Below are 26,969 nucleotides of genomic sequence, written 5' to 3' on the forward strand. Positions count from 1 at the left end.
GCAAGCCAGCTCCCACATTGGATCGCGGGGCATCAGTTATATCTGTGTCGGCTGCCAGGCCGTCACGGGAGCAAGCTCCCTCGCCACAGATTTAGCGTCGTGCCGAAGTTGTGTAGATACCTATGCTGCGATGGCGTCAGTTCAATCACCTCTCTAGTGACTGATACAACGCTATCGCAGGCAAGCCAGCTCCCACACTTTTAGAGCCGTGCAGTCAGATAGACCGCATCAGGGCTCAAGCAATCAGCGAATACACCAATGCCGTAATGGCAACCAGGCCAACTGCAGTCACAAACACATTCGACGCCTGCCCACGGTACTTGGCCATGGCCGGCACTTTGCGGATGGCGTACATCGGCATCAGGAACAGAATCGACGCAATCACCGGCCCACCCAGAGTCTCGATCATGCCAAGGATGCTCGGGTTAAGCGTGGCGACGATCCAGCACACCACCAGCATGAAGGCGGCGGTCATGCGGTCCAGGGTCTTGGGTGCCGGACGGCGGCCAGTCTTGACCACCAGGCCCTTGAGGCCCTCGCTGGCGCCGATGTAGTGGCCCAGGAACGACTTGGCAATCGCCACGAACGCAATCAACGGTGCGGCAAAGGCAATCGTCGGGTTATCGAAGTGGTTGGCCAGGTACGACAGGATCGACAGGTTTTGCGCTTTCGCTTCCGCCAACTGCGCGGGCGACAGGGTCAGCACGCAACTGAACACGAAGAACAGCACCATCGCCACCATCAGCAAGTGCGCGCGGGACAGGATCTGCGAACTGCGCTCCTCGGCGTGAGCGCCATACTGGCGCTTCTGGTCCACCGCAAAGGCCGAGATGATCGGCGAATGGTTGAACGAAAACACCATCACCGGAATCGCCAGCCACAGCGTGTTGAGCAAGGCTGAAGGCGCGGGGACTTCACTGGCGGTGCTGAGGATGCCGCCGGTCCAGTGCGGCACCAGGTACACCGCCAGGAACAGCAAGGCCACAATAAACGGGTACACCATCAGGCTCATGGCCTTGACGATCACCTGTTCACCGCAGCGCACAACGGCGAGCAGGCCGAGGATCAATACAAACGCCAGGATCGCCCGGGGCGGCGGCAGGATGTGCAGTTGGTGCTCCATGAAGCTGCTGACGGTATTGGTCAGCGCCACGCTATAGATCAGCAGGATCGGGAAGATCGCAAAGAAGTACAGCAAGGTGATCAGTGCACCGGCCTTGATACCGAAATGCTCTTCCACCACGTCGGTGATGTCGGAACCTTCGCGGCCGGACAGCACGAAACGGGTCAGCCCACGGTGGGCAAAGAACGTCATCGGGAAGGCCAGCACCGCCAGGATCACCAGCGGCCAGAAGCCCCCCAGGCCCGCGTTGATCGGCAAGAACAAAGTACCGGCGCCAATGGCGGTACCGAACAGCCCGAGCATCCAGGTGGTGTCCTGGCGGCTCCAGCTTGTGAGCGTTGCAGGTGTCGTTGCATAGCGTTCGTCGACGCTATTGGCCTGATCATTCATCCGGTCGGATCTCCGCATTCACACGGCCAGGACGAGTCAGAAAAACCTGACAGGCAGCGCCCTGACCTTAACAGGGGCGCGATTGTCCGGGATTCTTGTGAATAAGCAAAGACTTAGCTGAGGAACGGCAATGCAGTGCAAAGGCTGGAAGGCGGTCCATGGGCAGCTCAGTTGAGTCAACGCCAGATGCGCACCGCCTTTACCCACCTCACGAGTGCCCCTGCCGGGTGGCATTGGGAGGGTCGATCACGCAAGGCCGGCGAAGCTGTGTTTAAACAAACCCAGTCGCTCAGAGTTCTCCAGTGGCAAGCCGCTGACAGAAACCCAACGTCAATTAAAATTACGCACTCTTACATATAAGAATGCTCTTACAGACAGTTAATCAACGCATCTGGACTGAAACTCTAATTATTGCGACTTTTGTTACAGGGGTTTTCCCAAGCATTGAGACCCCCTCCTATCACGTCTATATTCCAGCTCAGCTCAAAAAACAAAGTCCTCTAAACCCACGACAGCAGAATTAAAAACCTCACTCGCCAGGAGCGACTTGATGAAAAAACACAACCTTATTTTCTCACTGATACTTGCCACCGGAATGCTCAGCCCATTGGCCAGCCAAGCACAACCGGCAGTAGAAAACTCCGACGCAAGTGCCCTGGGCACATCCCCCCGCTGGCTGACGACAAAAGTTTATATAGAAGGCGCCCCAGAGATCGATGTAAAGGACAAGTACCCAGGTGTCGTTGGAATATCAGCGTGGGACCCTGAACGTAATCGCTACGAATTTTTCTACACCGATACCGGGCTATCAAAATATGACAACGGCGGCGGCGGTTACTTCATGGTAACAGGGGACAAGAAAAACCATATCCTGATACCCGATAAAGGTGCAACGAGAACCATCGTCAGAAAACTTGAGACGTTGAACAATCAGGAGTTCACTTATTCTCGTGAAGTTCCGCGCGACATGATCGACGCCAACCCTCTTGTTCGAATACATGTGGTTCATGCGCCCTATACCGGATCAGTAAAAACCACCCCCACCCACTAACCCTCAACACTCACCCCACGAGTAGCGACAATACTCATAAAAGGCCTCACTCAATGAAAACGCTATTAAAGCCTTTATTGGCGTCTGTTTTATTGTTCTCTACCCTTGTTGCAGGCGGCCTTCATGCGCAGGCTTCCACATCAGGAAAACCTGTCGCCATCAGCGCTGACAATGCGGTGCTGCTGACCGTTTTCCTCAAACATGACCAATCTCGCAACTTGAACGAAATAAGAACAAAACTCACCGAACAGGAACTCTTTAAAGTATTCCCTCCTGAAGGGGTAGAGATCGTCAGTTGGACCATCGCCATGGGGATCGGCCACGTCATCGTTCTACGCTTCCCCGCCTCGCGCCTGCGGGAGGTCAATCTCGCCATCGAACGCTCTGCATGGGGGCCCTTCAGGACAGAGTTCTTTCCTACCTACGATTACATGGACATCGTAGCGGCCGAACAGAGCAAGGTACGCAAGCCCGCACCTGCTAAATAATTCGCCCGCGTGCAAACAGCGTCTCCCGCTCGCCGAGACGCTGGCACTTTTCGCAAAATCAGTGGCGCTTTCTCGGGCCCTCGGCATTTCGCGCAACAAAAATGCAGCATACTCCGAGCATCGAACTCACCGGAGAGCTGCCCCATGCCCACCACCGTTCTGGTCCTGGTTGAAACCATCAACGAGTACCTGCAAATCATCGAGAGCAATGACTTTCATGTGATTCTGGCGCCGACGCCCGCCGAACGCGCTCAGGCGATAAAGTTGCACGGTGGGCAGATCAAGGCCGTGCTGACCCGTGGCCCGCTGGGGCTGTACGCCGATGAAATCGCGGCACTGCCGTTGTTGGAAATCATCTGCGTGATCGGTGCCGGCTACGAACACGTGGACCTGCAGGCCGCGAGCAATCGTGGGATCGTGGTGACCAACGGCGCCGGGGTGAATGCGCCGTCGGTGGCCGACCATGCCATGGCGTTGCTGCTGTCGCTGGTACGTGGCGTTCCCCAGACGGATGCGGCGGTGCGGCGCGGGGAATGGCCGAAAGTGATGCGCCCTTCCCTGAGCGGTAAACACCTGGGGATTCTCGGGCTGGGTGCGGTGGGGATGGAGATTGCCCGGCGCGCCGCCCTGGGGTTCGGCATGGAGGTGAGTTATCACAACCGCCAACCCCGCGATGACGTGGATTACACCTACTGTGCGACGGCTGTCGAGCTGGCGCGTACCTCGGATTTCCTGGTGCTGGCTACGCCCGGCGGTGCCAGCACCCGTCACCTGATCGACCGTCACGCCCTGGACGCCCTGGGGCCGCACGGTTTTCTAGTCAACATCGGCCGCGGCAGCGTAGTGGTGACCGCCGACCTGGTCGCCGCGCTGGAGCAGCGCCGCATCGGCGGTGCCGCGCTGGACGTGTTTGACGATGAGCCTGCAGTGCCCGATGCCCTCAAGCGCCTGAGCAATACCGTACTGACGTCCCACGTGGCCGGCCTGTCCCCGGAAGCGGCCCATGACACGGTGCAGCGCGTCGCTGATAACCTGGTGGAATACTTTGCCGGCCGCCCCTTGCTTACACCGGTGACCTTGCCAGCGCCCGCAAAATGACCAATCAGGCACGCTGATCACCCTTCAACACGCTAACCTATTAAACCGCCCCGACCTTGTCGCTGGGCGGCTATGCGCATTAGATTAGGAAATAGTCCAAGGCCTTTAGAATAAGCAGAAGGGATAAGCATGGCGCTGAACGACCAATCGACCCAGATTCGCCCAGGCGAAGAACTTGATGCCAGCCTGATCGATCCCTACCTCAAAGCTCATATTCCGGGCCTGAGCGGTACCGTCAAAATCAGCCAGTTCCCTGGTGGCGCGTCGAACCTGACTTACCTGCTGGAATACCCCGACCAGGAATTTGTGCTGCGTCGCCCGCCGTTTGGTCACAAGGCCAAGTCTGCCCACGACATGGGCCGCGAATACCGCATTCTCAACCAGCTCAAAGATGGCTTCCCGTACTGCCCCAAGGCTTATGTGCACTGCACCGATGAATCGGTGATCGGCGCCGAGTTCTATGTGATGGAGCGCGTCAACGGCATCATCCTGCGTTCCGACCTGCCGGCTGAACTGGGCCTGGACGCCACCCGCACCGAAGCCTTGTGCAAGAGCTTTATCGACAAGTTCGTCGAACTGCACCAGGTCGACTACCACGCCTGCGGCCTGGCCGACCTGGGCAAGCCCGAAGGCTATGTGGCGCGGCAGATTCGCGGCTGGGGCGAGCGCTATGAAAAAGCCCTGACGCCCGATGCGCCAAAATGGGAGGCGGTACGCGCCTGGCTCAACGACAAGATGCCTGCCGACCACCCCACCTCCAGCATCGTGCACAACGACTACCGCTTCGACAACGTGATCCTCGACCCGCACAACCCGATGCAGATCATCGGGGTGCTGGACTGGGAGCTGACCACCCTGGGCGACCCGCTGATGGACCTGGGCAACACCCTCGCCTACTGGATCGAGGCCGCGGACCCGGCGCCGGTGCAATTGATGCGCCGCCAGCCGAGCAACGCCCCCGGCATGCTCACCCGCCGCCAGTTTGTCGACTACTACGCCGAGCGCTCCGGCATCCAGATCGACAATTTCGATTTCTATTACACCTACGGCCTGTTCCGTCTGGCCGGGATTGTGCAGCAGATCTACTACCGCTTCTTCCATGGCCAGACCCAGGACAAACGCTTCGCGCAGTTCATCCACATGAACAAACTGCTGGAGCAGATGAGCCTGAATGTCATCGGCAAATCAGCGCTCTGAGTGCAACTACAAGGAACCCTCATGTCCAAGACCAACCTGTTCGACCTCGATGGCAAGATTGCGTTTGTTTCCGGCGCCAGCCGTGGCATCGGTGAAGCCATCGCCAAGTTGCTGGCCCAGCAAGGCGCCCATGTGATTGTCTCCAGCCGCAAGCTGGAGGGTTGCCAGCACGTGGCCGATGCGATCATCGCCGAGGGCGGCAAAGCCACGGCCATCGCCTGCCATATTGGTGAAATGGAGCAAATCACCCAGGTGTTCGCCGGCATTCGTGAACAGTTCGGCCGCCTGGATATCCTGGTCAACAACGCCGCTACCAACCCGCAGTTCTGCAACGTACTGGACACCGACCTGGGCGCATTCCAGAAGACCGTTGACGTGAATATCCGTGGTTACTTCTTCATGTCGGTGGAAGCCGGCAAGCTGATGCGCGAGAACGGCGGCGGCAGCATCATCAACGTAGCCTCGATCAACGGCATCTCGCCGGGCGTGTTCCAGGGCATCTACTCGGTGACCAAGGCCGCCGTGATCAACATGACCAAGGTATTCGCCAAGGAGTGCGCGGCGTTCGGTATCCGTTGCAACGCGTTGCTGCCGGGCCTGACCGATACCAAGTTCGCCTCGGCACTGGTCAAGAACGATTCGATCCTGAAAGTTGCCCTGGCGCAGATCCCGCTCAAGCGCGTGGCTGACCCCAGCGAAATGGCTGGCGCGGTGTTGTACCTGGCCAGTGACGCATCGAGCTACACCACGGGCGTTTCGCTCAACGTGGACGGTGGCTTCTTGTCCTGAAGCCGCCGGCACTGTCGGTGGCGAACGGGCTCGCCTGTTTGTCACCGCGCACGTACAGCGCTCATGTCGATCTTAAATAGCACCAGTTTGCCATCTGGCAGGGTCGCACCAATGACCTTGAAAAGCCGTTGACGTGCCAGTGCATCCGCAACCTGCTGCCCGGCACCTGGATCGTGACTGTCCAGTTTGCTCAGGACCCGTGTGACCCAGCCATCCTCCATCTGGAAGTGCTGATTGACCCTGGCCATGCTGACGTGGCCGGATTTGGCATGTTTGACTTCAAGCACATAGACATCGCCCGCCGGCCCCATGAATACCAGATCGAAGCCATTCTGGCTGCCGCCGTAGGTCCCACCTGGAATGATTCGATAGCCATCATTTTTAAGTAACTCACGGTACATTTGCTCATTGGCCGCCCCACGCTGCCTGGTCTGCTTAATGTCCAACGCCCTCCATTGATCAAAAAAATCCTGCTCATCCCCGCGCCTGCCGCGATAGGGATAATGAAGCTGATCATTGACGGCAACGGCCTCTAGATTGAACGTTCCCTCACGACGAGCCGCCACGGTGGCCATGCCTTGAAACGCATCAAACTGCACAACACCCGGTGGTAGTGCGACGCCCTCAGCCCTGGCGTGCATCCCGAGCAACAGGCGCTCATACGGGTAGCCATGGGTCCAGATGTGTGCATCAATCATGCGATCTCGCTGCTGCACGGGCGCGTTGCGGATACGCGGGTTATCGAATGCAATCATCTGCCGCGCATATTGGCGCATATAGCAGTACGTCTGCTTGTCCACGGTCGACATCAAGCCCTGGCTCATATCACTGGTAACACCGGAGTAGCCCAGCGATTTTCGGGCGGCGTTAATGATTGCGCCGATGCTGTCCAGGCGCATTTCGGGCACCCACGATGCCCGGCTGCCGCCAGTATCCAGGTAAATACCCGGCGCGCTGTTGGAACCATTCGGGATCAGTTGGTATTTATTTCTCGTGCTATCAAGCTCGACGCGAACCAGCACGCTCCCCACCTCCAAATAGGCGACGGCCGGGTCACCAGAGAGCTGAATCATCCCGTCTTCGCTGATGGAGCCGCGAGGCTGCAACACACCACTCGCATTCTGCATGTAGAGCCTGTTATCGCCTGCCTTGTAGTGGTCCAACGAAAACAGTTCATCACCGTAGTAGTTTTGCCCGCCAATGACGTACTGTTTTTTCCCCGGGATAGGAGTCCCCGTCGCTGCACCAGCACCTCGCGCATCGTAGAGCTGCAGATCCCACTGCGGATCTCGCGGCCCGGGTGTTGGCATCGTCACTGGCGTGACTATCGGAACACTGGAATGCGCTGCGGTCGTCACGTTTGCCCAGGTTGAAGTATTCCCAACCCTCTGTACCACAGCTGAGCCGGCAGCCAGTTGATGCGCCAAGCGCGGGTGATAAGTACCACTGGCCGGCTGATGGATCACTTGCACCGTTTGCCCGGTATCCAGATTGACGTAACTGCGGCCGTTCACATCATGCATACCCTCGGCATTGACGGCTCCAAGCGTATCGCCTGTCACCCATACAGCCGTTGGCGCTGGCGGCCCAGGCAGATCCAAAGCACTTATTTGCGGGACCCCAAGCAAACCACCATTGCGGTATCGCGTGCGCTGCGCGCCTTGATACGCCGGCTGAGTGGTACTGGTCGGGCGGCCATAGTCCCTGACCATGACAGTGTCGGCACCGTCACCGGCACGCCCAGAGGGTCGGCCGGCAGTTCTGGGCGATTGCGGTTTTTGCTGCATAAATAAAAAATCCCTTTTAATGATCAATCAGACTGGGTCAACACCGCTGAACCGCAAGTGCGCAGACGTTACGGTACGCAGCGGATCAACATCCGCCCCCCAGCAATCTCGGCCTGAATCGTAATGAACGCCTGACACCGTGCCGTCGCTCAGCTCCAAGCCGATAACGCGCAGTTTATGCGCCATCAAGGTTGACCACTGGCGAGAGCGCCGCAACGCTTCCCAGACCTCGGCTACAGTCTGATAAGGGGAGGCATCCAATTGCGCGAGATAGATGCCCCCCAGGTCCTGGCGGATGTCGTATTGCTCGCCCTGCTTGGTGAGTACGCTGACTTGTTCCAGCGGTACCGAAGGGTCTGTCACGGGGGGCAGCATCACCTTCACACTGCCGAGGGTCAGCGTGTTTTCGATCAAGACGATGTGCGCCCGCTCAATCAGCTCGCCAAGCTTGGCCGTATTGATCCGCCAGAACGATGCGTCCGACTTTTTTGCCAGCGCGCCCGGCGTGGACAGGTAGATCGTTGAGCCTGTGCTGGGCACCACTTCATAGGTCGACGCCCGCCCCATCAACGAGTAAGACTTTTGATAATGCGGTGGGGCAGGAATAACGACTTTCTGCGGCGACGATTGCAACCAGACCCCCTTGGCGCTATGCGGTCGAAAAAAACCGTGTATCCCGGGCCTTTTTACCAATGCCGAGCTGCCATCGAAGGTATTGAAACCTGGTGAGGCGCGGTCCTGGCTATAGGTTTGCTGGGCCGCCTGTATCCGGTATGAGACGCCATCATTCATGACCAGTACAAACTGGCAGTCCAGTTTGAGGCTGACCGCGATGATGTTTGACGTCACGTTGGTGCGTATCGAGGATCGATCACTGGCATATTCGCAGAGCACCAACTGACTGCCGTCGGTGAAACTGATGGTTAATTTCACGTCGCTATAGGTCAGCGAATCGAAGTGAACCAACCTGCGTAGGGTCACACGGTAACCGGCCAATACCTGGAGAATCTCCTGCGACGAATAATCCACGTACAACACGCAAGCAGTCGCGTCGCTTTTAAGGCGAACTTCGACCACCTTTCTGTGTGGCCCACGTTCGATGAAACAGCGGGTCGAACGCCCATGGGGCACCACGAACGTTCCGGCGTTCAACACCCTGTCCAGGCTGACGTCCTGGCCACCCGCTCTCACGGCGACGGTTACGTCGGCGTCCTCGTTGCCAACCAATGTCGGTTCGAGAATCGGCTCAAGCATGTAGCCGTCCTCCGTGAGAAACAGCAGGCTGTGCTTGTTCAACCAGCGCCGGTCATCACCTTGCGTATAGAGCTGCTCAAGCTTGATCACGTGCTGCGGCAGTTCGCCATTAACGCCCCGCCAGACCACAATGACCAACGCACACCCCTGGATGCCCCAATGGGCGATAGCCGAGAGAGGCCAGCGCATCTCGATCACGGCACCCTCCGCCCAGTCCTGCTCGTATAGCGAGACCGTGCCGCGGTTGGTGGCCAGAACATAACGGTCCTTGCCCGCTCCGCCGTCCACCCAGGCGTTGGAACCCAGCACGATCACCGTATCATTGCCCTGCGCGGCCTCGATCCGATCGCCATCGCCGTTTGCGATTATCGTATTGGCCTGTTCCGAACCCTTGACTTGGCTGGCAACCCCGGCTGGCGTGGCGATATTTTCTATCGAGTCGAGGCTGATCGAGTGATGAGGCAGCGGTTTGTCGATATCTTTGCGCCGCACGACGGTGCCCGCCTGCAGGTCGATGGCATAACCCTGCGTCTGGTGCTCATAGATTGCCGAGTTGGACAGGTAGAGCGTATCGCTGCCTGCCTCGCCACGCAGCTGACTGGCCGGGCGATGTGCGTCGGCCTCGTCCAGTGTGCCCGTCGGCATGTTATAGCTGAATACGTCGTCCCTGGCGCCACCGGTCAGCTGCTTTTGGCCTTCACCGAACTGAAAAATATTGGGGATCTCAGCGAAGCCTTTGACATCGTCATTGCCGCCCCCCAACCGCCAAAGCACCGCGGAATTCGCATCACCCTGACCAAGCACCACACCAGGCAGACGGCCAACCGAGGCGCTGGAAGCATCTATTTGATCATTCTGGTCGACGACCATCGGCTCGGTGGTGTCGATGTAGGGATCCTCACCCTCGGCTTCGTTCCATCGATGCTTCCAATGCCGGACCGGGCTCAGCCGCACCTCAAACCCACCATTGACTACCGCCTGTACGGTGCCTCTGAGCGCCCCCCTGAGCCAGGTCTCGGCCTGATTGGTCAGGTGCTGCGCATACCAATTTTCCATCCTGGCCAGGGCGAACCGCTCACGTATTTCTTTCTCCGGTTCCTTGCCCTGAAATGCCAACCAGCCCGTGTGCAGCCGCTCGAAAACACTCAGCTCGATATAGTCATCAATTTCATCCACCTGACGAACCGCCGCATAGAGTTGCGCGCCAAACATCAATACGGCGGCGGCGGCAATACCCAGCGGGCCGGCCACGCCGAATCCAGCCAACGCTGCAACCCCCAGGGCCACACTGACGCTGGCGCTCACGATACTGAAGCCGGCGTTGACGTAATGATCAAGCGCTTCCTTGCCAGTGCTGTTCGCCGCCTTATGCAGCGATTGCTTGGCATTGTGATAGTCAAACGGCAACGTCAGCACCAGAGCGAACAGGCCGGCGCCCCGTCGCAGGATCTGGCCAAGAGAACTGGCGCTGAAACCTGCTAACACCTTATGCCCGTTTTCCAGCAGTCGTCTGCCCAAGTGCTCCAGCGCCAACTCCAATGCCGTGCCCGTGAGGTTGGCAAACAACTCTGCGCCTGTGACTACCGCCTCATTGATATCGCCGGTCTTGATCGCTTCGGCCAACGCATTGATCGCACTGTAGTACCCGTAAACCTCAAGCCCGGCGCCCATTACCGCCAAGCTTCGGCTTTTCTTCGGCTCGACCCAACCAGGCATTCCCTCCAACTGCACCGCTTGGTTGAGATTGGTTTTCTGCACTGAACGTAACAGCCTATCGAGCTTGCCCACTGCACCGGGATTGTCGTCTCCCGACTTGACCACCAGTAAAGGCGCAGCTTGTGTAGAGCGCAACGCCGCGAATTCAAACAACACAGCGGCACTGCTGTCACTGACAGAACTACTCCCGCGAAGATAACCCTGCAGTCTGGACGCCGAGAACCGAATTGAATCCAGCAGCGTCTGATCTGCCTCGCGTACCGCCAGACGATGGGTCTTGACCGGTTTTCCCGCCACCTGGGCACCCATGGCGGCCAGGTCTATACGCGAGACAGTCAACTCGCCAACCACCAGCGGTCCCAGGCTCTGGTCCAGGGCGAGCAAGGTCTCGCGCCTCTTTTTAGTATGTGTTTTCGATGTCGTCATGAATCCGGCTCCCTATGCCATCACGTTGAATAACGCGGGCGGCAGGCAATCGGTGCCTGCAATAGGGGAAATCATGGTGGCCGGTAATAGCCAGGCGACGGTAGATGCTTATACGCAGGGGCGACTGACTCACAGATATTTTGAGCCCGCACCGCAAGCGAGTAATCTTGGCGCGGAGTGAAGCCTTGGGATGAAACATGGAACTGCACGTGGTAATCAATGGCCGCAAGGACCTGGCCGAACAGCTCTACCAGCAGTTGCGCAAAGCCATCGCCACCGGGCAGCTGTCGGCAGGCGCACAACTGCCCCCCAGCCGACTGCTCGCCGAACAACTGGGCATCTCGCGCAAGACGGTGTCGGACACCTACGCCACCTTGACCTACGAGGGCCTGCTGGTTGGCAAGATCGGCCGCGGCACTTTCGTCAATGCGTGGGCGCCACAGCCCGGCCGCGTGCAAACCGCCACCGACCTGGCGTGTGCTGCCAACCTGGGTAAATGGGCGGCACTGCCCTCACCCATGGGCCACCCCGCCCGCGAGGAGATCCTGCGCTACGAATTTATCGGCGGCGCGACGACACGCCACCAATTCCCCCAGGATGAATGGCGGCGTTGCACCCAGGATGCGTTGCGTCGCATCGCCCAGAACAATGGTTTTTACAGCCAGCCAGAAGGAGTGCCCGCCCTGCGCGAAGCCATCGCCGGGCATATCGCATTTTCCCGTGGGGTCAAATGCGGCGCCCGCGATATCGTAGTCACCAACGGTGCACAACAGGCGCTGGACCTGCTTGCCCGCGTGGTGCTTGAACCTGGCAGCCTGGTCGCGATGGAAGACCCTGGCTACAGCCCCGCACGCCAATTGTTCGTCGCGATGGGCGCCCGCGTCGCCAGTGTTGCCGTCGACGAACAGGGCCTGCAGGTCGACCAGATCCCGGATGGCACCCGCCTGATCTATGTGACGCCGTCGCACCAATTCCCCCTTGGCATGCCCATGAGCCAGGCGCGGCGCGAGGCCCTGCTGGACCGCGCCATTGCGCTCGGCGCGATCATCATCGAAGACGATTACGACAGCGAATTCCGTTACGAAGGCCGTCCCACCGACTCCCTGCAAAGCATGGATACCCGCGGCGTGGTCACCTACGTCGGCACCTTTTCCAAAACCCTGTCGCCGGAGCTACGCCTGGGCTATGCGGTGCTGCCGCCGGCCATTTATGGTGCTGTGCTCAAGGCCAAGCAATTGACCGACCAGCACAGCGCTACCTTGCCGCAGTGGGCACTGGCCAAGTTCATCAGCGAAGGCTACCTGCTCAAACATATTCGCCGCTGTCACGGCGTCTACGCGGGGCGTCGCGAACGCATCCTGCAGCGTCTGGCGGGCGATCTGTCGCCGTGGTTCGAGGCAGTACCGACGGTGGCGGGCTTTCACCTGGCGGCCCTGTGCAAGGTGCCGGTGAATATTCCATTGCTGATGGAACGGGCGCGTCAGGTCGAGGTGGGTTTATATCCCTTGGACGTGTTTTTTCACGACCGCCCGGTGCGCTCGGGGCTGATTCTGGGGTTCGGCGCCATCGAGACACTGGATATCGACCCGGCGCTGGACAAGGTGCGGGATATTCTCCTGCAGATTGGGTAGGCGGTTTTCCGGCGCATTGGTCATTGGTGGCCAGCCCTCGGCGGCGTAGGGTGAAGCGGTCTTTCACCCGATGGAACCCTCATCATGAAACGCTTGTTCGCTGCCACACTGATGCTCGCCTCCCTCAGTGCATTTGCCCACGACCCGGTCTACAACAAGGAAACGCTCAAGGTGCTGCAAGAGCACGCCTTGACCAACGTGCCGGGCAAGAAAACCATCATGCTCACCGTGGACTACGCCCCCGGCCAGGCCACCGTGCCCCACAGCCACACCGGCACCGCCGTGGCTTATGTGCTCGAAGGCGAGATCACCTCGCGGGTCAATGATGAAAAGGCGATCACCTACAAAGCCGGGCAATCGTTCTACGAACCGGCCGGCTCGCGGCATTTTGAGTCAAGCAATGCCAGCCAGACCCAACCGGCCAAGCTGCTGGTGGTGATGGTGCTGGATGACAAGGCTGAGGTACTTACCCCACTTCCCAAGTAATCAGCAACACCACAAAACCCATGTGGGAGCTGGCTCCCACAGTTTTTAACCTGCTCTGCCAGTGATTCAGGGACGTTTGAACAGGTTGCGCTGGTGTTCAATGCGCGGGCGGCACTCACAACCCTCCAGATGATCATTGACCATCCCCATCGCCTGCATCAACGCATACATCGTGGTCGGGCCGACAAAGGTCCAGCCGCGTTTCTTCAGGGCTTTGGACAAGCGCACCGAAGCCGCTGAGGTCGGATTGGCCGTCCAGTAAGCCATGTCCACCACTGCCGGCCGCTCTTGCGCGTCGGGTTCGAACGCCCACAGCCAGCGCGCCAGCGAACCGGTCTCCTCCACCAGTTCACAGGCCCGGCGCGCGTTGTTGATGGCCGAGACGATCTTCGCGCGATTGCGCACGATGCCCGGGTCGCTCATCAACCGCTCGATGTCCGCCTCACCGTAGTGCGCCACCCGGCGAAAATCAAAACCCTCGAACGCCTGTCGAAAGTTTTCGCGCTTGCGCAGGATGGTGATCCACGCCATCCCCGCCTGAAAGCCCTCCAGGCAGATCTTCTCGTACAAGGCGATGTCATCCGCCACCGGCACGCCCCATTCGTGGTCGTGGTAATGCAGGTAAGCAGGCGCTGCAGTGCGCCAGGCGCAATACATGCGCCCTGCTTCGTCGGTTGTCAGCCCTGATTGGTCCATCCATCACCTCGTATGCCGAGGACGATGATACGCAAAAAAAATTAATCCCCGCCAACCGCTCAAGCATCGTACTTACCGACCAACTGGTCAGACCGGGACCTGCCAACCGCCAAATATTTACTTGTGATTTGAAAAAAACCGAGCGTAGACTGGCCCCGCACTGGACTTACCGGTAAGACCACAACAATTAAGCCCTGGAACCACCAGGGCACCGAATAGAGATCCCTCCCATGCTCAGATGGTGCTCGCGTTCGATTTTCCTGCAAGTCGTGATTGGCCTGATGCTCGGCATCGCCTGCGGCCTGGCCCTTCCCGAATTCTCCTCGCAACTCAAACCCTTGGGTGACGGCTTTATCAAGCTGATCAAAATGCTGATCGGCCTGATCGTGTTCTGCGTGGTGGTCAGCGGTATTTCCGGCGCGGGCGACTTGAAGAAGGTCGGACGCATCGGCCTCAAGTCGGTGATCTATTTTGAGATGCTGACCACCGTCGCCCTGGTGCTCGGCCTGATCATGGCATTCAGCACCGGCATCGGCAGCGGCGCCAATATTCATCTGGAGCAACTCTCTTCCGCCGGTTTGAATGAACTGGCCGACAAGGGCCAGCACATCCGCGGCACCAGCCAGTTTCTGATGGAGTTGATCCCCAACTCGGTAGTCGGCGCCTTTGCCGACAATAACGTGCTGCAAGTGCTGTTGTTTTCGGTACTGTTCGGCAGCGCGCTGAACCTGGTGGGCGAAGCGGCCAGCGGGATTTCGCGACTGATCAACGAATTGAGCCATGTGATCTTCCGCATCATGGGCATGATCGTGCGCCTGGCGCCGATTGGCGTATTCGGTGCCATCGCCTTCACCACCAGCACCTATGGCCTGGACTCACTGCAACACCTGGGCAGCCTGGTGGGGCTTTTCTACCTGACCTGCTTTGCCTTCGTGGCGGTGATCCTCGGGCTGGTGATGCGCCTGTCGGGCCTGCGCATGTTGCCGCTGCTCAAGTACCTGCGCGAAGAACTGCTGATCGTGATGGGCACCGCGTCGTCCGATGCGGTGTTGCCACAGATCATGCGCAAGCTGGAACATTTGGGCATTGGCAGCTCCACCGTGGGTTTGGTAATCCCCACCGGATACTCGTTCAACCTCGACGGTTTCTCGATCTATCTGACCCTGGCCATCGTCTTTATCGCCAACGCCACCGGCACGCCGCTGTCGATGACCGACTTGCTAACCATCCTCCTGGTATCGTTGATCACCTCCAAGGGCGCCCATGGCATTCCAGGCTCGGCGTTGGTGATCCTGGCGGCAACGCTCACAGCGATTCCGGCGATTCCGGTAGTCGGCCTGGTGTTGGTGCTGGCGGTGGACTGGTTCATGGGCATCGGCCGTGCGCTGACCAACCTGATCGGCAACTGCGTCGCCACTGTGGCGATTGCCCGTTGGGAAAAAGACATTGATATCCAGCGCGCCAACAAGGTGCTCGACGGCCAGCAAGGCTATGCCTTCCAGGCCAAGAAGCCGGTGCTGCCGGCGCATCAGGAGTTCTAGGACAACAACCATCCAATGTGGGAGCTGGCTTGCCTGCGATGACTGAGTGTCAGGCGATACATTGGGTGCTGACCCACCGCTATCGCAGGCAAGCCAGCTCCCACATTGGACCTTCGCCAGACTGAATACTGTATGAGCAACATCAAGGAGCCTTCGACGTGATCAGCACCTCAACCGTCGTCAATTCAGTGGTAGAAAAACTGCGCGCCGCCTTGGCGCGAGGCCAGTGGCGCCGCGGTGAAATGCTGCCCGGTCAACGCGAACTGGCCGAACAGCTGGGCATCAGCCGCCCGAGCCTGCGTGAGGCTGTGATCGTGCTGGAGACCCTCGGCCTGGTGCGCTCCATGCCGGGCAAAGGCGTGGTCGTGCTGGAAACCAGCGTCAACGAGCCGCAATCGAGCGACGCCGTGGCCGATGCCAGCCTCGAGGACATCCTGCAACTGCGCTACACCCTCGAACCTTTCATCGTCGGCCTGGTGGCCCAATCGATCAGCAGCAAGGAAATCGGCCAACTGCGCCTGACCCTGATGGACATGCGCGAAGCCCTGGATGCCGGCGATGCCGAAGCCGGCATGAACGCCTATATCGACTTCCATGAAGAACTGTTCGCCCTGACCTCCAACCCGATCTTCCAGAACGTGGTGCAGCAAACCAGCACCGCGCTCAAGCAAAGCGCCCAGGTGTTGCGTAACTCCCCGGAGCACCTGGCCGAACGCCTGCAAGAGAACGAAGCCGTGGTACGCGCCATCCGCAACAAGAACAGCGCCCTGGCCAGTGCCGAAATGCGCCGGCACATCCTGCAGGAAGGCCTGCGCATGGGCATTCGCTTGAATATCCCGGACGACCATCTGGGCAGTTGATTTTCGGAGACCGGCCATGAACGCTCACGCCCTGCAACGCGATTCCACCCTCACCTCCCTACGCTGGGTGCCCGAAAAAAAGCCCTCGGTGGACGATATCTACCCACGCTTGTTCGACGCCATTCTTGAGCAACGCATTGCGCCCGCCAGCCGCTTCACCGAAGAAGGCCTGGGCGAACTCTTTGGCGTGAGCCGCAGCGTGATTCGCCGGGTGCTCGCCAAGCTGTCCCATCAGCAAGTGGTCATCCTGCGCCCCAACCAGCGCGCCCAGGTCGCCGCGCCGGATGCCCAGCACACACGGCAGATTCTGGAAGCACGGCGCCTCACCGAAATGACCGTGGTGCAACTGGCCTGCGCCCAGGCCACAGCGATGCAAATTCGCCAACTGCGCGAGCTGATTGCACACGAGCGCAACGCCATTGAGCGTGACCAGCGGGGGCCGGCGATCCGGTTTTCGGGAGAGTTTCATCTGCAACTGGCGCACATGGCAGGCAATGCGCCGTTGGCACAGTTTCTCAACAGCCTGGTGCCGTTGACGTCGTTGATCATTGCGCAATTTGAAACAAAGGCCTGCACCTATTGCGCGTGGCAGGAGCATGTGGCGATTGTGGATGCCGTGGAACAGCGCGACGCCCACACGGCTGTCGCCCTGATGACCCAGCACCTGGATCACCTGGAAACCCGACTACTCAAACACCACTGACTCCAAGTGAGTAAAGTGAAAACTGTGGGAGCTGGCTTGCCTGCGATAGCGGTGTACCAGTGACCAAATGATTAACTGACCCGCCGCTATCGCAGGCAAGCCAGCTCCCACATTGATCGCATTCCAGATCAAATAAAAAGCCCCCGCATCTCACGATGCGGGGGCTTTTGGTTTAGCGAGTCATCAAGCCGGTTGCAACACCGACTGGCCACTCAACGCCAGGTCCAGCAACTCACGGTTGGCCACCGCGTACATGGCGTAGTCCGTGCCCACCGCGGCACGAATTTCCACCATCATGGCACGCCAGCGATCCGCCATGTCCTGATGCTGCTCAAGCCACAGGGCCACGCGGGCTTCCATGTCTTGCGGCGCATCGGCCATTTGCAGGACCGAAATGGTGATCGCCCGTTGCTGCCAGTCCACGTCATCGCGGAAGGCTTCGCGGGCCTGGGCCTGCCAGTTGTTGGCCACTGGCAGATCACTGATCTGCTGCAGGTACCATGGCAAGTCCAGGGCGCTGCCCACGGCGAAGTAAGCCTTGGCCACTTCGGCGGCGTCATGCCCGGTCACGTCGGCGGCTTCGATGATCGGCAGCAAGGTGTACAGGTGGGTAGTGCCTGCAACCATGCGTGCCAACAACTCCGGTACGCCGGCCTGGGTGTAGGCCTGGTAGCGGTTCTGCCAGCCTTCGCGGGTCGGGCCTTCCAGCAGTTCGTCGAGCTTGAGGCCCAGCGCCGCCAGGTGCGGACCGAAGTGCGCGGTATCGCGCCCGGCGTCTTGCTCGTTGCGACGGCTGCGCAGGAACCAGCGCGTAGCGCGACGGCCCAGGCGCATCAACTCGTCCATCAGCTCCAGTTGCACGTCAGCGGAAACCTGGTGGTCCAGGGCTTCAATCTGACGGAACCAGTGCGGGAGATGGAAGATGTCCCGCACGATCACATAAGCGCCCGCCACGTTCGCCGGGCTCATGCCGGTCGACTCTTTGAGTCGCTGAACGAAGGTGATGCCCATGTGGTTGACCAGATCGTTGGCGATCTGAGTGCTGACGATCTCGCGCTTCAGACGATGGCGACGCATGGCTTCGCCGAACTTGGCCACCAGGCTCGGTGGGAACGCGGTCTCCATGTCACGGGTCAGGTACTCGTCATCCGGTACCAGCGACTTGAGCAGTGCTTCCTTGAGGTCGATCTTGCTGTACGAGATCAGCACCGACAGCTCCGGACGGGTCAGCCCCTTGCCAGCGGAAGCGCGCTCGGTGAGCTGCTCTTCGGTCGGCAGGTACTCGATGGCGCGGTCCAGCTTGCCACGGCCTTCCAGGTCGCTCATCAGGCGCTTGTACTCGGCAGCGCGCTCGTAAGCCTTGCGCGCAGCCAGGGACAGAGCCTGGGTCTGCTTGTAGTTGTTGCCCAACACCAGGTTGCCGACTTCGTCGGTCATGCTCGCCAGCAGCTGGTTGCGCTGCTTGTCGGTCATGTCACCGGCCTGCACCACTTCGTTGAGCAGGATCTTGATGTTCACTTCGTGGTCGGAGCAATCCACGCCACCGGCGTTGTCGATGAAGTCGGTGTTGGAACCGCCGCCATTGAGGCCGAATTCCACCCGGCCCAGCTGGGTCATGCCCAGGTTACCGCCCTCGCCCACTACCTTGCAGCGCAGCTCGTTGCCGTTGACGCGCAGTGCGTCGTTGGCCTTGTCGCCCACATCGGCATGGCTCTCGGTGCTGGCCTTGACGTAGGTACCGATACCGCCGTTCCACAACAGGTCCACCGGCGCCTTGAGCAAGGCGTTGAGCAGTTCGGTCGGGGTCAGCTTGTCGGCCTGGATGTCGAAGCGTTCTTTCATCTGTGGCGAGATGGCAATGCTTTTCGCGCTGCGCGAGAAGATACCGCCACCTTCAGACATGATGCTGGTGTCGTAGTCGGTCCAGGCCGAACGCGGCAGTTCGAACAAACGCTTGCGCTCGACGAAGCTGGTGGCCGGGTTCGGGTTCGGGTCAACGAAGATATGCAGGTGGTTGAACGCTGCGACCAGTTGCAGTTTGTCCGACATCAACAAGCCGTTACCGAACACGTCACCGGCCATATCGCCGACACCTACCACAGTGATGCTGTCTTCCTGCACGTTGATGCCGCGCTCACGGAAGTGACGCTGTACACCGACCCACGCGCCCTTGGCGGTGATGCCCATTTTCTTGTGGTCGTAACCAGCCGAACCACCGGAGGCGAACGCATCGCCCAGCCAGAAGCCGTAGTCGATGGCAATGCCGTTGGCGATGTCGGAGAAGGTCGCAGTGCCCTTGTCCGCCGCCACCACCAGATACGGGTCATCGTCGTCATGACGCACGACGTTGGCCGGCGGCACCAGCGCGCCGTCTTTCAGGTTGTCGGTGATGTCCAACAGGCCGGAAATGAAGATGCGGTAGCAGGCGATGCCTTCGGCCGCGATCTCGTCCCGGCTGCCGCCCAATGGCAGGCGACGCGGCAGGAAGCCGCCCTTGGCGCCCACCGGCACGATCACCGAGTTCTTCACTTGCTGGGCTTTTACCAGGCCAAGCACTTCGGTGCGGAAGTCTTCTTCACGGTCGGACCAGCGCAGGCCGCCACGAGCCACGTTGCCAAAGCGCAGGTGCACGCCTTCGACCCGCGGCGAGTACACGAAGATTTCAAACTTCGGCACTGGCTTGGGCAGCTCGGGGATAGCACGCGGGTCGAACTTGAAGCTGAAGTACGACTTGTTCTGGCCGTTGGCATCGGTCTGGTAGAAGTTGGTACGCAGGGTGGCCTTGATCAGGTCCAGGTAGCGACGCAGGATGCGGTCTTCGTTGAGCACCTGAACGTCGTCCAGGGCGCTGAGGATCGCTTGCTCCAGGCGTTGCTGCTTGTCTTCCAGGTCGTCGGCAGTGAGCTTGCGCGCCAGGTAGAAGCGGGTCTTGAACAACCGGGTCAACTCGCGGGCGATGTCGGTGTGGTTGTTCAGGGTGCTGGCGATGTAACCCAGGTCGAAGCCCAGGCGAATCTGCTTCAGGTAACGGGCATAGGCACGCAGCAGCGCCACGTCGCGCCATGGCAGGCCGGCGGTGAGGACCAGGCGGTTGAACGCATCGTTCTCGGCATCGCCATGCACGATGTGCACGAATGCATCCTGCAGGGTGTCGTTGAGCTGCTGGATATCCAGGTTCACGCCTTCGGCGGCGATGAACGCAAAGTCATGAATCCAGAACTCACGGCCATTGGCATGGCGCAGGCGATACGGGAACTCGCCCAGCACACGCAGGCCGAGGTTTTCCAGAATCGGCAGCACGTCGGACAGCGCCAGCGGCGTGTCAGCGTGGTAGAGCTTGCAATGCAGCTCACGCTGGCCGGAGACCTGGCCCAGCGGCTGATAGAAGCTCATCACCAGCGGGTTGGCTTCGGTCAGGCTGTTGAGGTGCTGCATGTCGACCACAGCCGAATGCGCGGCGAAACGCTCGCGGTAGCCGGCCGGGAAGCCTTTGGGGAAATCCGCCAGCACGTTGGTGCCCTGGGCTTCGCCGAAGCTTTCCACTACCAGGCTGGCGTAGTCGTCCTGCCAGCTGCGGCAGGCCTGCACCACTTCTTTTTCCAGTTGCAGCGGGTCGATGTCCAGGCGGTTCTTCGGGTCAACCCGCAGAATCAGTTGTACACGGGCAAGCACGGACTCGGAGAAGAAGGTCCAGAACTCGCAGTCCGAGGCCTTCAGGCGGTCCATCAGCACTTGCTGGATCTTCTGGCGCACTTCGGTGGAGTAGATGTCGCGTGGCACGTACGCCAGGCAGTAGCAGAAACGACCATAGGGGTCTTTGCGCAGGAACACGCGGATCTTGTTGCGCTCCTGGATCTGCACGATCGACATCACGGTGCTGAACAGCTCGTCGACCGGAGTCTGGAACAGGTCGTCGCGGGGCAATACTTCCACCACCTGGGCAAGCTCTTTACCCAGGTGCGCCTTGGCCTGGAAGCCCGAACGACGTTCGATTTCCGCGACCTTGCGACGGATGTAAGGGATCACCCGCACGCTTTCGCCATACACCGAGGAGGTGTACAGGCCCATGAAACGGTGTTCCTTGATGACCTTGCCGTCGGCGCTGATCTCGCGGATCGACACGTAGTCCGGGTAGGCCGGGCGGTGCACGCGGCTTGGGTGGGCGGCCTTGGCGAACGACAGTACGGTCGGCTCGCGCAGGTAGGCCACGGCGTAGTCTTCGATGCGCAGGTCTTCGGCGGTGAGGCCGGCGCGCAGCAGCTTGGTCAGACCGAGGAAGGAGCTGGCGTCATATTCGATATGACCGCCGTCCGCCTCGTCACGTACCACGAACTCTTCGTAGCCCAGGAAGGTGAAGTGGTTGCCCACCAGCCATTCGAGGAAGTTCTTGATCTCGGCTTTTTCTTCGCCGTCGATGGCGAACGCGCTGGCGTCGATACCAGCCAGCAGGTCCTGGACCTTGGCTTTCATCGGTTCGAAATCGGCCACGGCCACGCGTACTTCGCCCAGCACCTGCTCAAGCTCTTTGCTCAGCACGTTCAGTTCGGCGGCATTGGCGCAGCGGTCGATCTCCAGGTACATCAGCGATTCTTGCAGGATGCCTTCGCCCTGGGTGCCCTTGGGCAGGATTTCCAGCAGCTCGCCCTTGCTGCCACGACGCACGCTGAGCACGGTGGTTTGCAGGGTATGGATGCTGTAGCCCCGGCGGTTCAGCTCGGTGCGTACCGAGTCGACCAGAAAGGGCAGGTCATGGTGCAGCACTTCGACCGCAGTGTGGGTCGATTGCCAGCCATGACGTTCGTAATCGGGGTTGTAGACCCGCACTTGCGGTTGGGTGTGATCAAAGCGCTCAAGCAGGCGCCAGGCAGACAGGGTGCAACCGGCCAGGTCGGAAAGGCGACGCTGGGTCAGTTCGTCCAGAGAAATGATGCCGAAGAATTGTTCAGCGAACAGCGCCACTTGTGGCAGTGCCTGTTCACTGAGGTGCTGCGCCAGTGCCGCTTGCAGTTGATGCTGGAAGTCGGCCTTGCTGGCTGCGGTGAAGAACGCCATCTGTGGTACTCCGCTTGGGCTTGTTATTGATGAAAGCGTCGCGTGTTATCCCCTTGCGGGGAGACCGTCAGCTCTGTTCGCTGGTGTGCTGACAAGCACCATAAACGAATCAGGGTGACAGGTGGGTGAAGCTGGACAGGACAGTCAGGTCACATACAACTTCCATACGGCATGCCGTTGGCCAGATGACGATACGACGGGCAGGTCAGGCGCCTGGCACAGGGCACATCCGTTGCGCAGCTTAACGAGTGTAGGAAGAACGCTGCTTGCAACGCTGCGACATATTCGGTCATCGGTAAGCAGGGTGCCGGTTGCAACTTGGGCAACCTCGGATTTTCGGTAGAAAATCTTGCTACTTTGCACACCATCAGTACCAGAAATGACCGATCCGGCCCGTCAGGTCATGCCCAACTTCCGACACAGGATGAAGCACAAAATTCGCCGCAGTGGCACAATTGCCCTCCCCTACACAGGATTGCCCCATGCTGCAGCTGAAAACCGACGCCCTGATGGCCACCCCGTGCGACGACGAAGAAGACAACATGGCCATGCTTTGCTGTCACGGCAAGAACGGCGAAATGTTCATGCTCACCCGTTACCCGGATGAAGACGAAGTGGAGCTGACCTGGGACTACGAACCTTCGACCCTGGATGGGCTGAAAGTGACGTTGGGCGACACCACCTTATTGATCGAACTGGCGGCCGGCGATGCCGATGCCCTGGGCGGCAAGGACCAGCTGGAGATCACCCACGGCACCGCCGCGTCAGACATGGCCGAAGTGCAGCAAACCCTGCAGAACATCCTCACAGGCACCGGCACGTTCATTCGGACTTGAAACCGGCCACTTGAAACTTCGGCACGACGCTAAATCTGTGGCGAGGGAGCTTGCTCCCGTGACGGCCTGACAGCCGACGCTGATCTGGCTGAGGCACGGCGATCCAAATGTGGGAGCTGGCTTGCCTGCGAAGACGGCCTAACAGTCAACACAGTTGAACCGGGTACATATCCGTTATTTAGGTAACGGCCACCTAGGGTTCCGCTCTGACAGCGGCTCACTTTTGAAAAGCGCAAAAGTAAGCAAAACGCTCTTGCCCCACCACTCGGCACCTCGCCTAGGCTCGGTGTGCCCGTAATCCGCCAGTGATTTGGGGGGCCGCCGCCACGCGCCATCCATGGCGCGGGGCGGCTAAACCGGCATCCCTGCCGGTTTACCCCCCAAATCCCTGTCGAATTCCGGCCAGCGTGGTTTGACGGGGCGCTTAAGATCAAGATCAAAAGCAGATCAAGAGCAAGAGCGGCTCGCTTCGCATCGTAGTTACCGTTGGCGGGTACAGCCCACAAAGTTGTGTAGATACCTATGCTGCGATGGCGATGGAACATTCACCACCGCTATCGCAGGCAAGCCCACCTTTTTGACCGCGTTCGACATTTCGATCAGATCGGCGCTAACGGCGCCACAGATTCAAGCCTTGGCAGCCATCGCCGTCACTTCCACCCGCATACCTTCCACCGCCAAGGCGGCAACGCCCACTGCCGCCCGCACTGGCCAGGGCTTGGCGAAAAAGCGCTTGTAGACCTCGTTGAACGCAGCACGGTCGGCCATGTCAGTGAGGTAGATGGTCAGGTGCATAACCCGGTCCATCGAACTGCCAGCCTTTTCCAAGGCAACTTTCAGCGCTTGCAGGGTGCACTCGCTTTGCAGGGTGATATCGCCCAGCTCAAGGCTGCCATCGGCATGGGTGGGAATCTGGGTGGAGACCAGGATGCCGTTGAAGCCGATCACGTCGGAGGAGATGGAATCGGCGTCTGGGTCAGGGGTATAGGACAGGTCGTGGTTGGCCATGGGCACCTCGTGTTGGCAGGAACAGAAAGGCGCCATGGTCGGTGAAATTCAGCCCAGGGGCAAACCCCGGCTTATGTCCAGCGTCGGAACAGTACGCTGGCGTTCACGCCGCCAAAGCCGAAGCCATTGGACAGCGCATATTCAATCGGCATGGGCCGCGCCTCATCGCGCACCATGTCCAGGCCGTCGGCGAGGGCGTCCGGGTTTTCCAGGTTGAGTGTCATTGGCGCGATCTGGTCACGCAGGGCAAGCACGGTGAAGACGGCTTCGATGCCCCCCGCAGCACCGAGCAAGTGGCCGGTGGCGGATTTTGTCGAGCTGATGGCCGGGCTGCCGCCAGTACCGAATAGCGTCCTGATCGCCGCCAGCTCGCCTTTGTCGCCCACAGGTGTGGAGGTCGCGTGGGCATTCAGGTACTGCACCTGCGACGCCTCGATGCCCGCCTGGCGCAACGCTTGAGTCATTGCCCGGCGCGCACCGTCACCGTCTTCAGGCCCAGCGGTCATGTGATAGGCGTCTGCACTGGTGCCATAGCCCACCAGTTCGGCAATCGGCTGCGCACCCCGCGCCAGGGCATGTTCGAGTTCTTCAATTACCAGAATGCCGGCGCCTTCGCCCATCACAAAGCCGTCGCGCGCCTGATCGAAGGGGCGCGAAGCGCGCTGCGGGGTGGCATTGAAATCGCTGGACAGCGCTCGCGCCGCGGCGAAGCCGGCAAGGCTGACGCGATGAATCGCCGCTTCGGCACCGCCGCATACCGCGACGTCGACTTCCCCGGCGCGAATCATTCGCGCTGCGTCGCCGATAGCCTGAACCCCGGCGGCACACGCGGTTACTGGCGCACCCAGAGGGCCTTTCAAGCCATAGTTGATCGACACATGCCCGGCGGCCATGTTGCTCAGAAACGATGGAATGGTGAAGGGCGACAAACGACGCGGGCCCTTGCTGTCAGTGGTGCGCACCGCATCGGCAATGGCCGGAAAACCACCGACACCGGAGGCGATGATGGTTGCCGTGCGTTCCTGCTCCTCGGGTGTTCTGGGGGCCCAATTGGCCTGCTTCAGGGCTTCATCCGCCGCCGCCAGGGCAAACAGGATAAAGCGGTCCATCTTGCGCTGTTCCTTGGCTGCCAATAGTCGATCAGGATCAAAACCGGCTTCGGGGTCTTGCAACACACTCTGCACCTGGCCGCCGATGGTGACCGCCAGATCACCGATCAACTCTTGCGGCAAGCGGCGGATGCCCGACTGCCCGTCCAGCAAGCGCTGCCAAGTGGATTCCACGCTCGACCCCAGCGGTGTCAGCGCGCCCATGCCCGTCACGACGATACGTTTACTCATGCTCAATCGACTCCTGTTGCTTGAAGGATACACAGCGTATGGACGTCACTATCATCATGAAAGTAACATGGCGTCATACAAGTTTGTACTCGCACACAGGAATACTTATGCAGCGCAAATCCCTCATCAGTGCCGAATGCCCCATCGCCCGTAGCCTTGAACGGGTAGGGGAGTGGTGGAGCATGCTGATCATGCGCGACGCCTTGCACGGCTTGCGCCGTTTTGACGAGTTCTCGCGCAGCCTGGGCATCGCGCCCAACATGCTCACGCGCCGCCTTAATGGCTTGGTAGACGCGGGGATGCTGGAGCGCCGCGCCTACAGCGAGCGGCCGCCACGCTACGAATACGTGCCGACGGCCAGAGGCGAAGACTTTCGTATGGTGCTAATGGCGTTGGTGGCGTGGGGCAATCGGCATTACGCCGAGGAGGGCATCAGTGTCGAGGTAGTGGACCGTGAGACGGGCCGACCGGTGCAGCCGATGATGGCGACGGAGGAAGGGGCGTGGGTGGCGATGGATCAGTGCGTGGTACAGCCCGGCCCGGCCGCCAGCGCAGGAATGCGCCAACGGCTGAGCCGTGAGTGATTGATTACTCTTTTACATCCATGAACTCTTCGGCCCACGCCACATAGCTCTCAGGCAAGGTGTAGGTGTGGGTCAACTCCGTCGCACTGAGGTTCGAGGTGCTGTGGGTCAGCTGACGCTGGGCACGCAGGCTGTCGTAAGTGGCCTTGATCGCGGCGAAATAGGCGCCATGCCCGGCCACCACGATGCGTACGCCCAGGCTGGCCAGGCGCTCGCTGTCGTGCAGTTGTGGGTTGCCGTAGGTCACCAGCATCAGCGGAACGCTGAGGTTCTCAGCGATCTGCTCCAGGTGGTCGAAGTCCTTGACGCCGACCATGCAGATGCCGTCAGCGCCGGCCTTTTCGTAGGCCTTGGTCCGTGCAATCACGTCGCGGGTGGGCAGCACGCCGGCGTTGGTGCGCGCAATGATCGACAGCGCCGGGTCGACACGCGCCTCTAGCGCGGCCTTGACCTTGCCGATGCCTTCTTCGACGGAAATCAGGTCCGTGGATTTACGCCCGAATTGCGCGGGCAAGAGGGTGTCTTCGATGGTCAGCGCTGCGACGCCGGCACGTTCCAGTTCTTCGACGGTGCGCATCACGTTCAGGGCGTTGCCGTAGCCATGGTCGGCATCGGCGATGAAGGGCAACTGGGCCACACGGCCGATGCGGGTGGCTTGCTCGACGAACTCACTCAGGGTAATCAACGCAAAATCGGGAGCCGCCAGCACCTGCAGGGAGGCCACCGAGCCGCCCAGGATTCCCACTTCAAACCCCAGGTCGGCCGCGATGCGGGCAGACATGGGGTCGAATACGGAGGCGGTTTCAACGCACAGGGGCGTTGCCAGCAGGTCACGGAAATTACGGCGTAGCGCTGAGTGAGAAATCTTGGGCATGGTCTTTCCTGGCTTTGGTCATCGTCAAGTGACGATCAA

General features: G+C 60.0%; 20 protein-coding genes. 12 read left to right on the forward strand and 8 right to left on the reverse strand.

Annotated elements, in window-relative coordinates; translation table 11 throughout:
* Positions 1-235: 235 nt before the first annotated feature.
* On the reverse strand, positions 236-1,513 hold the full coding sequence (locus GIV35_RS09290; protein WP_213154262.1) for a serine/threonine transporter: 1,278 nt from the start codon (positions 1,511-1,513) through the stop codon (positions 236-238).
* Positions 1,514-2,063: 550 nt separating this feature from the next.
* Here GIV35_RS09290 and GIV35_RS09295 point away from each other — a divergent pair.
* From GIV35_RS09295 to GIV35_RS09315, 5 genes are all read left to right on the forward strand, one after another.
* Positions 2,064-2,564, forward strand: a complete 501-nt coding sequence (locus GIV35_RS09295; RefSeq protein WP_057703502.1) for a DUF4822 domain-containing protein — start codon at positions 2,064-2,066, stop codon at positions 2,562-2,564.
* Positions 2,565-2,617: 53 nt separating this feature from the next.
* On the forward strand, positions 2,618-3,052 hold the full coding sequence (locus GIV35_RS09300) for a hypothetical protein (protein ID WP_034126010.1): 435 nt from the start codon (positions 2,618-2,620) through the stop codon (positions 3,050-3,052).
* Positions 3,053-3,196: 144 nt separating this feature from the next.
* Positions 3,197-4,150: a 2-hydroxyacid dehydrogenase gene (locus GIV35_RS09305; RefSeq protein ID WP_236265331.1), complete on the forward strand. Its 954-nt coding sequence runs from the start codon at positions 3,197-3,199 to the stop codon at positions 4,148-4,150.
* Positions 4,151-4,279: 129 nt separating this feature from the next.
* Entirely contained in the window at positions 4,280-5,347 is a 1,068-nt protein-coding gene (locus tag GIV35_RS09310; protein ID WP_034126012.1) for a phosphotransferase family protein, read from the forward strand.
* Between the two features lie 21 nt (positions 5,348-5,368).
* A complete protein-coding gene (locus GIV35_RS09315) occupies positions 5,369-6,136 on the forward strand; it encodes an SDR family oxidoreductase (protein ID WP_034126013.1) in 768 nt (255 codons plus the stop codon).
* 41 nt (positions 6,137-6,177) lie between these two features.
* Here the strand turns inward: GIV35_RS09315 and GIV35_RS09320 are convergent, their stop codons facing one another.
* Both GIV35_RS09320 and GIV35_RS09325 read right to left on the reverse strand, forming a co-directional pair.
* Positions 6,178-7,923 carry a hypothetical protein gene (locus GIV35_RS09320; protein ID WP_236304396.1) on the reverse strand — a complete coding sequence of 582 codons (1,746 nt, stop codon included), beginning with the start codon at positions 7,921-7,923 and terminating at the stop codon, positions 6,178-6,180.
* A gap of 27 nt (positions 7,924-7,950) precedes the next feature.
* Entirely contained in the window at positions 7,951-11,319 is a 3,369-nt protein-coding gene (locus GIV35_RS09325; RefSeq protein WP_236265328.1) for a calcium-binding protein, read from the reverse strand.
* 197 nt (positions 11,320-11,516) lie between these two features.
* On the opposite strand from GIV35_RS09325, the gene pdxR reads away from it, so the two are divergent.
* The gene (gene pdxR / locus GIV35_RS09330) at positions 11,517-12,950 is read left to right on the forward strand and encodes a MocR-like pyridoxine biosynthesis transcription factor PdxR (protein ID WP_198716395.1); all 1,434 of its coding nucleotides are present in this window, start codon (positions 11,517-11,519) and stop codon (positions 12,948-12,950) included.
* 84 nt (positions 12,951-13,034) lie between these two features.
* Positions 13,035-13,436, forward strand: coding sequence for a cupin domain-containing protein (locus GIV35_RS09335; protein WP_019820196.1), 402 nt, complete (start codon positions 13,035-13,037; stop codon positions 13,434-13,436).
* A gap of 66 nt (positions 13,437-13,502) precedes the next feature.
* Here GIV35_RS09335 and GIV35_RS09340 read toward each other — a convergent pair whose 3' ends face one another.
* Positions 13,503-14,132 carry a DNA-3-methyladenine glycosylase I gene (locus tag GIV35_RS09340; RefSeq protein ID WP_054921304.1) on the reverse strand — a complete coding sequence of 210 codons (630 nt, stop codon included), beginning with the start codon at positions 14,130-14,132 and terminating at the stop codon, positions 13,503-13,505.
* A 215-nt stretch (positions 14,133-14,347) separates the two neighbouring features.
* On the opposite strand from GIV35_RS09340, the gene GIV35_RS09345 reads away from it, so the two are divergent.
* The 3 genes from GIV35_RS09345 to GIV35_RS09355 all read left to right on the forward strand — a co-directional run bounded on the left by GIV35_RS09345 (position 14,348) and on the right by GIV35_RS09355 (position 17,236).
* Entirely contained in the window at positions 14,348-15,673 is a 1,326-nt protein-coding gene (locus GIV35_RS09345; protein ID WP_169855370.1) for a C4-dicarboxylate transporter DctA, read from the forward strand.
* 158 nt (positions 15,674-15,831) lie between these two features.
* Positions 15,832-16,533 carry a FadR/GntR family transcriptional regulator gene (locus GIV35_RS09350; RefSeq protein WP_236265666.1) on the forward strand — a complete coding sequence of 234 codons (702 nt, stop codon included), beginning with the start codon at positions 15,832-15,834 and terminating at the stop codon, positions 16,531-16,533.
* Positions 16,534-16,549: 16 nt separating this feature from the next.
* Complete coding sequence (locus GIV35_RS09355) at positions 16,550-17,236, forward strand: GntR family transcriptional regulator (protein ID WP_223024489.1); 687 nt, start codon at positions 16,550-16,552, stop codon at positions 17,234-17,236.
* Between the two features lie 183 nt (positions 17,237-17,419).
* Here GIV35_RS09355 and GIV35_RS09360 read toward each other — a convergent pair whose 3' ends face one another.
* Positions 17,420-22,288 carry an NAD-glutamate dehydrogenase gene (locus GIV35_RS09360; RefSeq protein WP_105227007.1) on the reverse strand — a complete coding sequence of 1,623 codons (4,869 nt, stop codon included), beginning with the start codon at positions 22,286-22,288 and terminating at the stop codon, positions 17,420-17,422.
* A gap of 482 nt (positions 22,289-22,770) precedes the next feature.
* Between GIV35_RS09360 and GIV35_RS09365 the strand changes: the two genes are divergently transcribed.
* A complete protein-coding gene (locus GIV35_RS09365) occupies positions 22,771-23,124 on the forward strand; it encodes a hypothetical protein (protein WP_202691906.1) in 354 nt (117 codons plus the stop codon).
* 627 nt (positions 23,125-23,751) lie between these two features.
* Here GIV35_RS09365 and GIV35_RS09370 read toward each other — a convergent pair.
* Together GIV35_RS09370 and fabF are read right to left on the reverse strand one after the other, a co-directional pair.
* Positions 23,752-24,132, reverse strand: coding sequence for a RidA family protein (locus GIV35_RS09370; protein WP_014718423.1), 381 nt, complete (start codon positions 24,130-24,132; stop codon positions 23,752-23,754).
* 71 nt (positions 24,133-24,203) lie between these two features.
* A complete protein-coding gene (fabF, locus tag GIV35_RS09375; protein WP_236304639.1) occupies positions 24,204-25,472 on the reverse strand; it encodes a beta-ketoacyl-ACP synthase II in 1,269 nt (422 codons plus the stop codon).
* Between the two features lie 107 nt (positions 25,473-25,579).
* Between fabF and GIV35_RS09380 the strand changes: the two genes are divergently transcribed.
* Positions 25,580-26,056, forward strand: a complete 477-nt coding sequence (locus tag GIV35_RS09380; protein ID WP_105226810.1) for a winged helix-turn-helix transcriptional regulator — start codon at positions 25,580-25,582, stop codon at positions 26,054-26,056.
* A 4-nt stretch (positions 26,057-26,060) separates the two neighbouring features.
* Here the strand turns inward: GIV35_RS09380 and GIV35_RS09385 are convergent, their stop codons facing one another.
* A complete protein-coding gene (locus tag GIV35_RS09385) occupies positions 26,061-26,930 on the reverse strand; it encodes an isocitrate lyase/PEP mutase family protein (protein WP_072446687.1) in 870 nt (289 codons plus the stop codon).
* Positions 26,931-26,969: the final 39 nt, after the last annotated feature.

This window comes from Pseudomonas sp. PA-1-6B, assembly GCF_021609545.1.
Taxonomy (GTDB): Bacteria; Pseudomonadota; Gammaproteobacteria; order Pseudomonadales; family Pseudomonadaceae; genus Aquipseudomonas; species Aquipseudomonas fluorescens_BV.

Coding starts and splice junctions, on each gene's coding strand:
- GIV35_RS09310 (WP_034126012.1), top strand. CDS start 4,280: ATGGCGCTGAACGACCAATCGACCCAGATTCGCCCAGGCGAAGAACTT.
- GIV35_RS09360 (WP_105227007.1), bottom strand. CDS start 22,288: ATGGCGTTCTTCACCGCAGCCAGCAAGGCCGACTTCCAGCATCAACTG.
- GIV35_RS09365 (WP_202691906.1), top strand. CDS start 22,771: ATGCTGCAGCTGAAAACCGACGCCCTGATGGCCACCCCGTGCGACGAC.
- GIV35_RS09300 (WP_034126010.1), top strand. CDS start 2,618: ATGAAAACGCTATTAAAGCCTTTATTGGCGTCTGTTTTATTGTTCTCT.
- GIV35_RS09340 (WP_054921304.1), bottom strand. CDS start 14,132: ATGGACCAATCAGGGCTGACAACCGACGAAGCAGGGCGCATGTATTGC.
- pdxR (WP_198716395.1), top strand. CDS start 11,517: ATGGAACTGCACGTGGTAATCAATGGCCGCAAGGACCTGGCCGAACAG.
- GIV35_RS09290 (WP_213154262.1), bottom strand. CDS start 1,513: ATGAATGATCAGGCCAATAGCGTCGACGAACGCTATGCAACGACACCT.
- GIV35_RS09320 (WP_236304396.1), bottom strand. CDS start 7,923: ATGCAGCAAAAACCGCAATCGCCCAGAACTGCCGGCCGACCCTCTGGG.
- fabF (WP_236304639.1), bottom strand. CDS start 25,472: ATGAGTAAACGTATCGTCGTGACGGGCATGGGCGCGCTGACACCGCTG.
- GIV35_RS09315 (WP_034126013.1), top strand. CDS start 5,369: ATGTCCAAGACCAACCTGTTCGACCTCGATGGCAAGATTGCGTTTGTT.
- GIV35_RS09335 (WP_019820196.1), top strand. CDS start 13,035: ATGAAACGCTTGTTCGCTGCCACACTGATGCTCGCCTCCCTCAGTGCA.
- GIV35_RS09305 (WP_236265331.1), top strand. CDS start 3,197: ATGCCCACCACCGTTCTGGTCCTGGTTGAAACCATCAACGAGTACCTG.
- GIV35_RS09295 (WP_057703502.1), top strand. CDS start 2,064: ATGAAAAAACACAACCTTATTTTCTCACTGATACTTGCCACCGGAATG.
- GIV35_RS09370 (WP_014718423.1), bottom strand. CDS start 24,132: ATGGCCAACCACGACCTGTCCTATACCCCTGACCCAGACGCCGATTCC.
- GIV35_RS09385 (WP_072446687.1), bottom strand. CDS start 26,930: ATGCCCAAGATTTCTCACTCAGCGCTACGCCGTAATTTCCGTGACCTG.
- GIV35_RS09325 (WP_236265328.1), bottom strand. CDS start 11,319: ATGACGACATCGAAAACACATACTAAAAAGAGGCGCGAGACCTTGCTC.
- GIV35_RS09380 (WP_105226810.1), top strand. CDS start 25,580: ATGCAGCGCAAATCCCTCATCAGTGCCGAATGCCCCATCGCCCGTAGC.
- GIV35_RS09355 (WP_223024489.1), top strand. CDS start 16,550: ATGAACGCTCACGCCCTGCAACGCGATTCCACCCTCACCTCCCTACGC.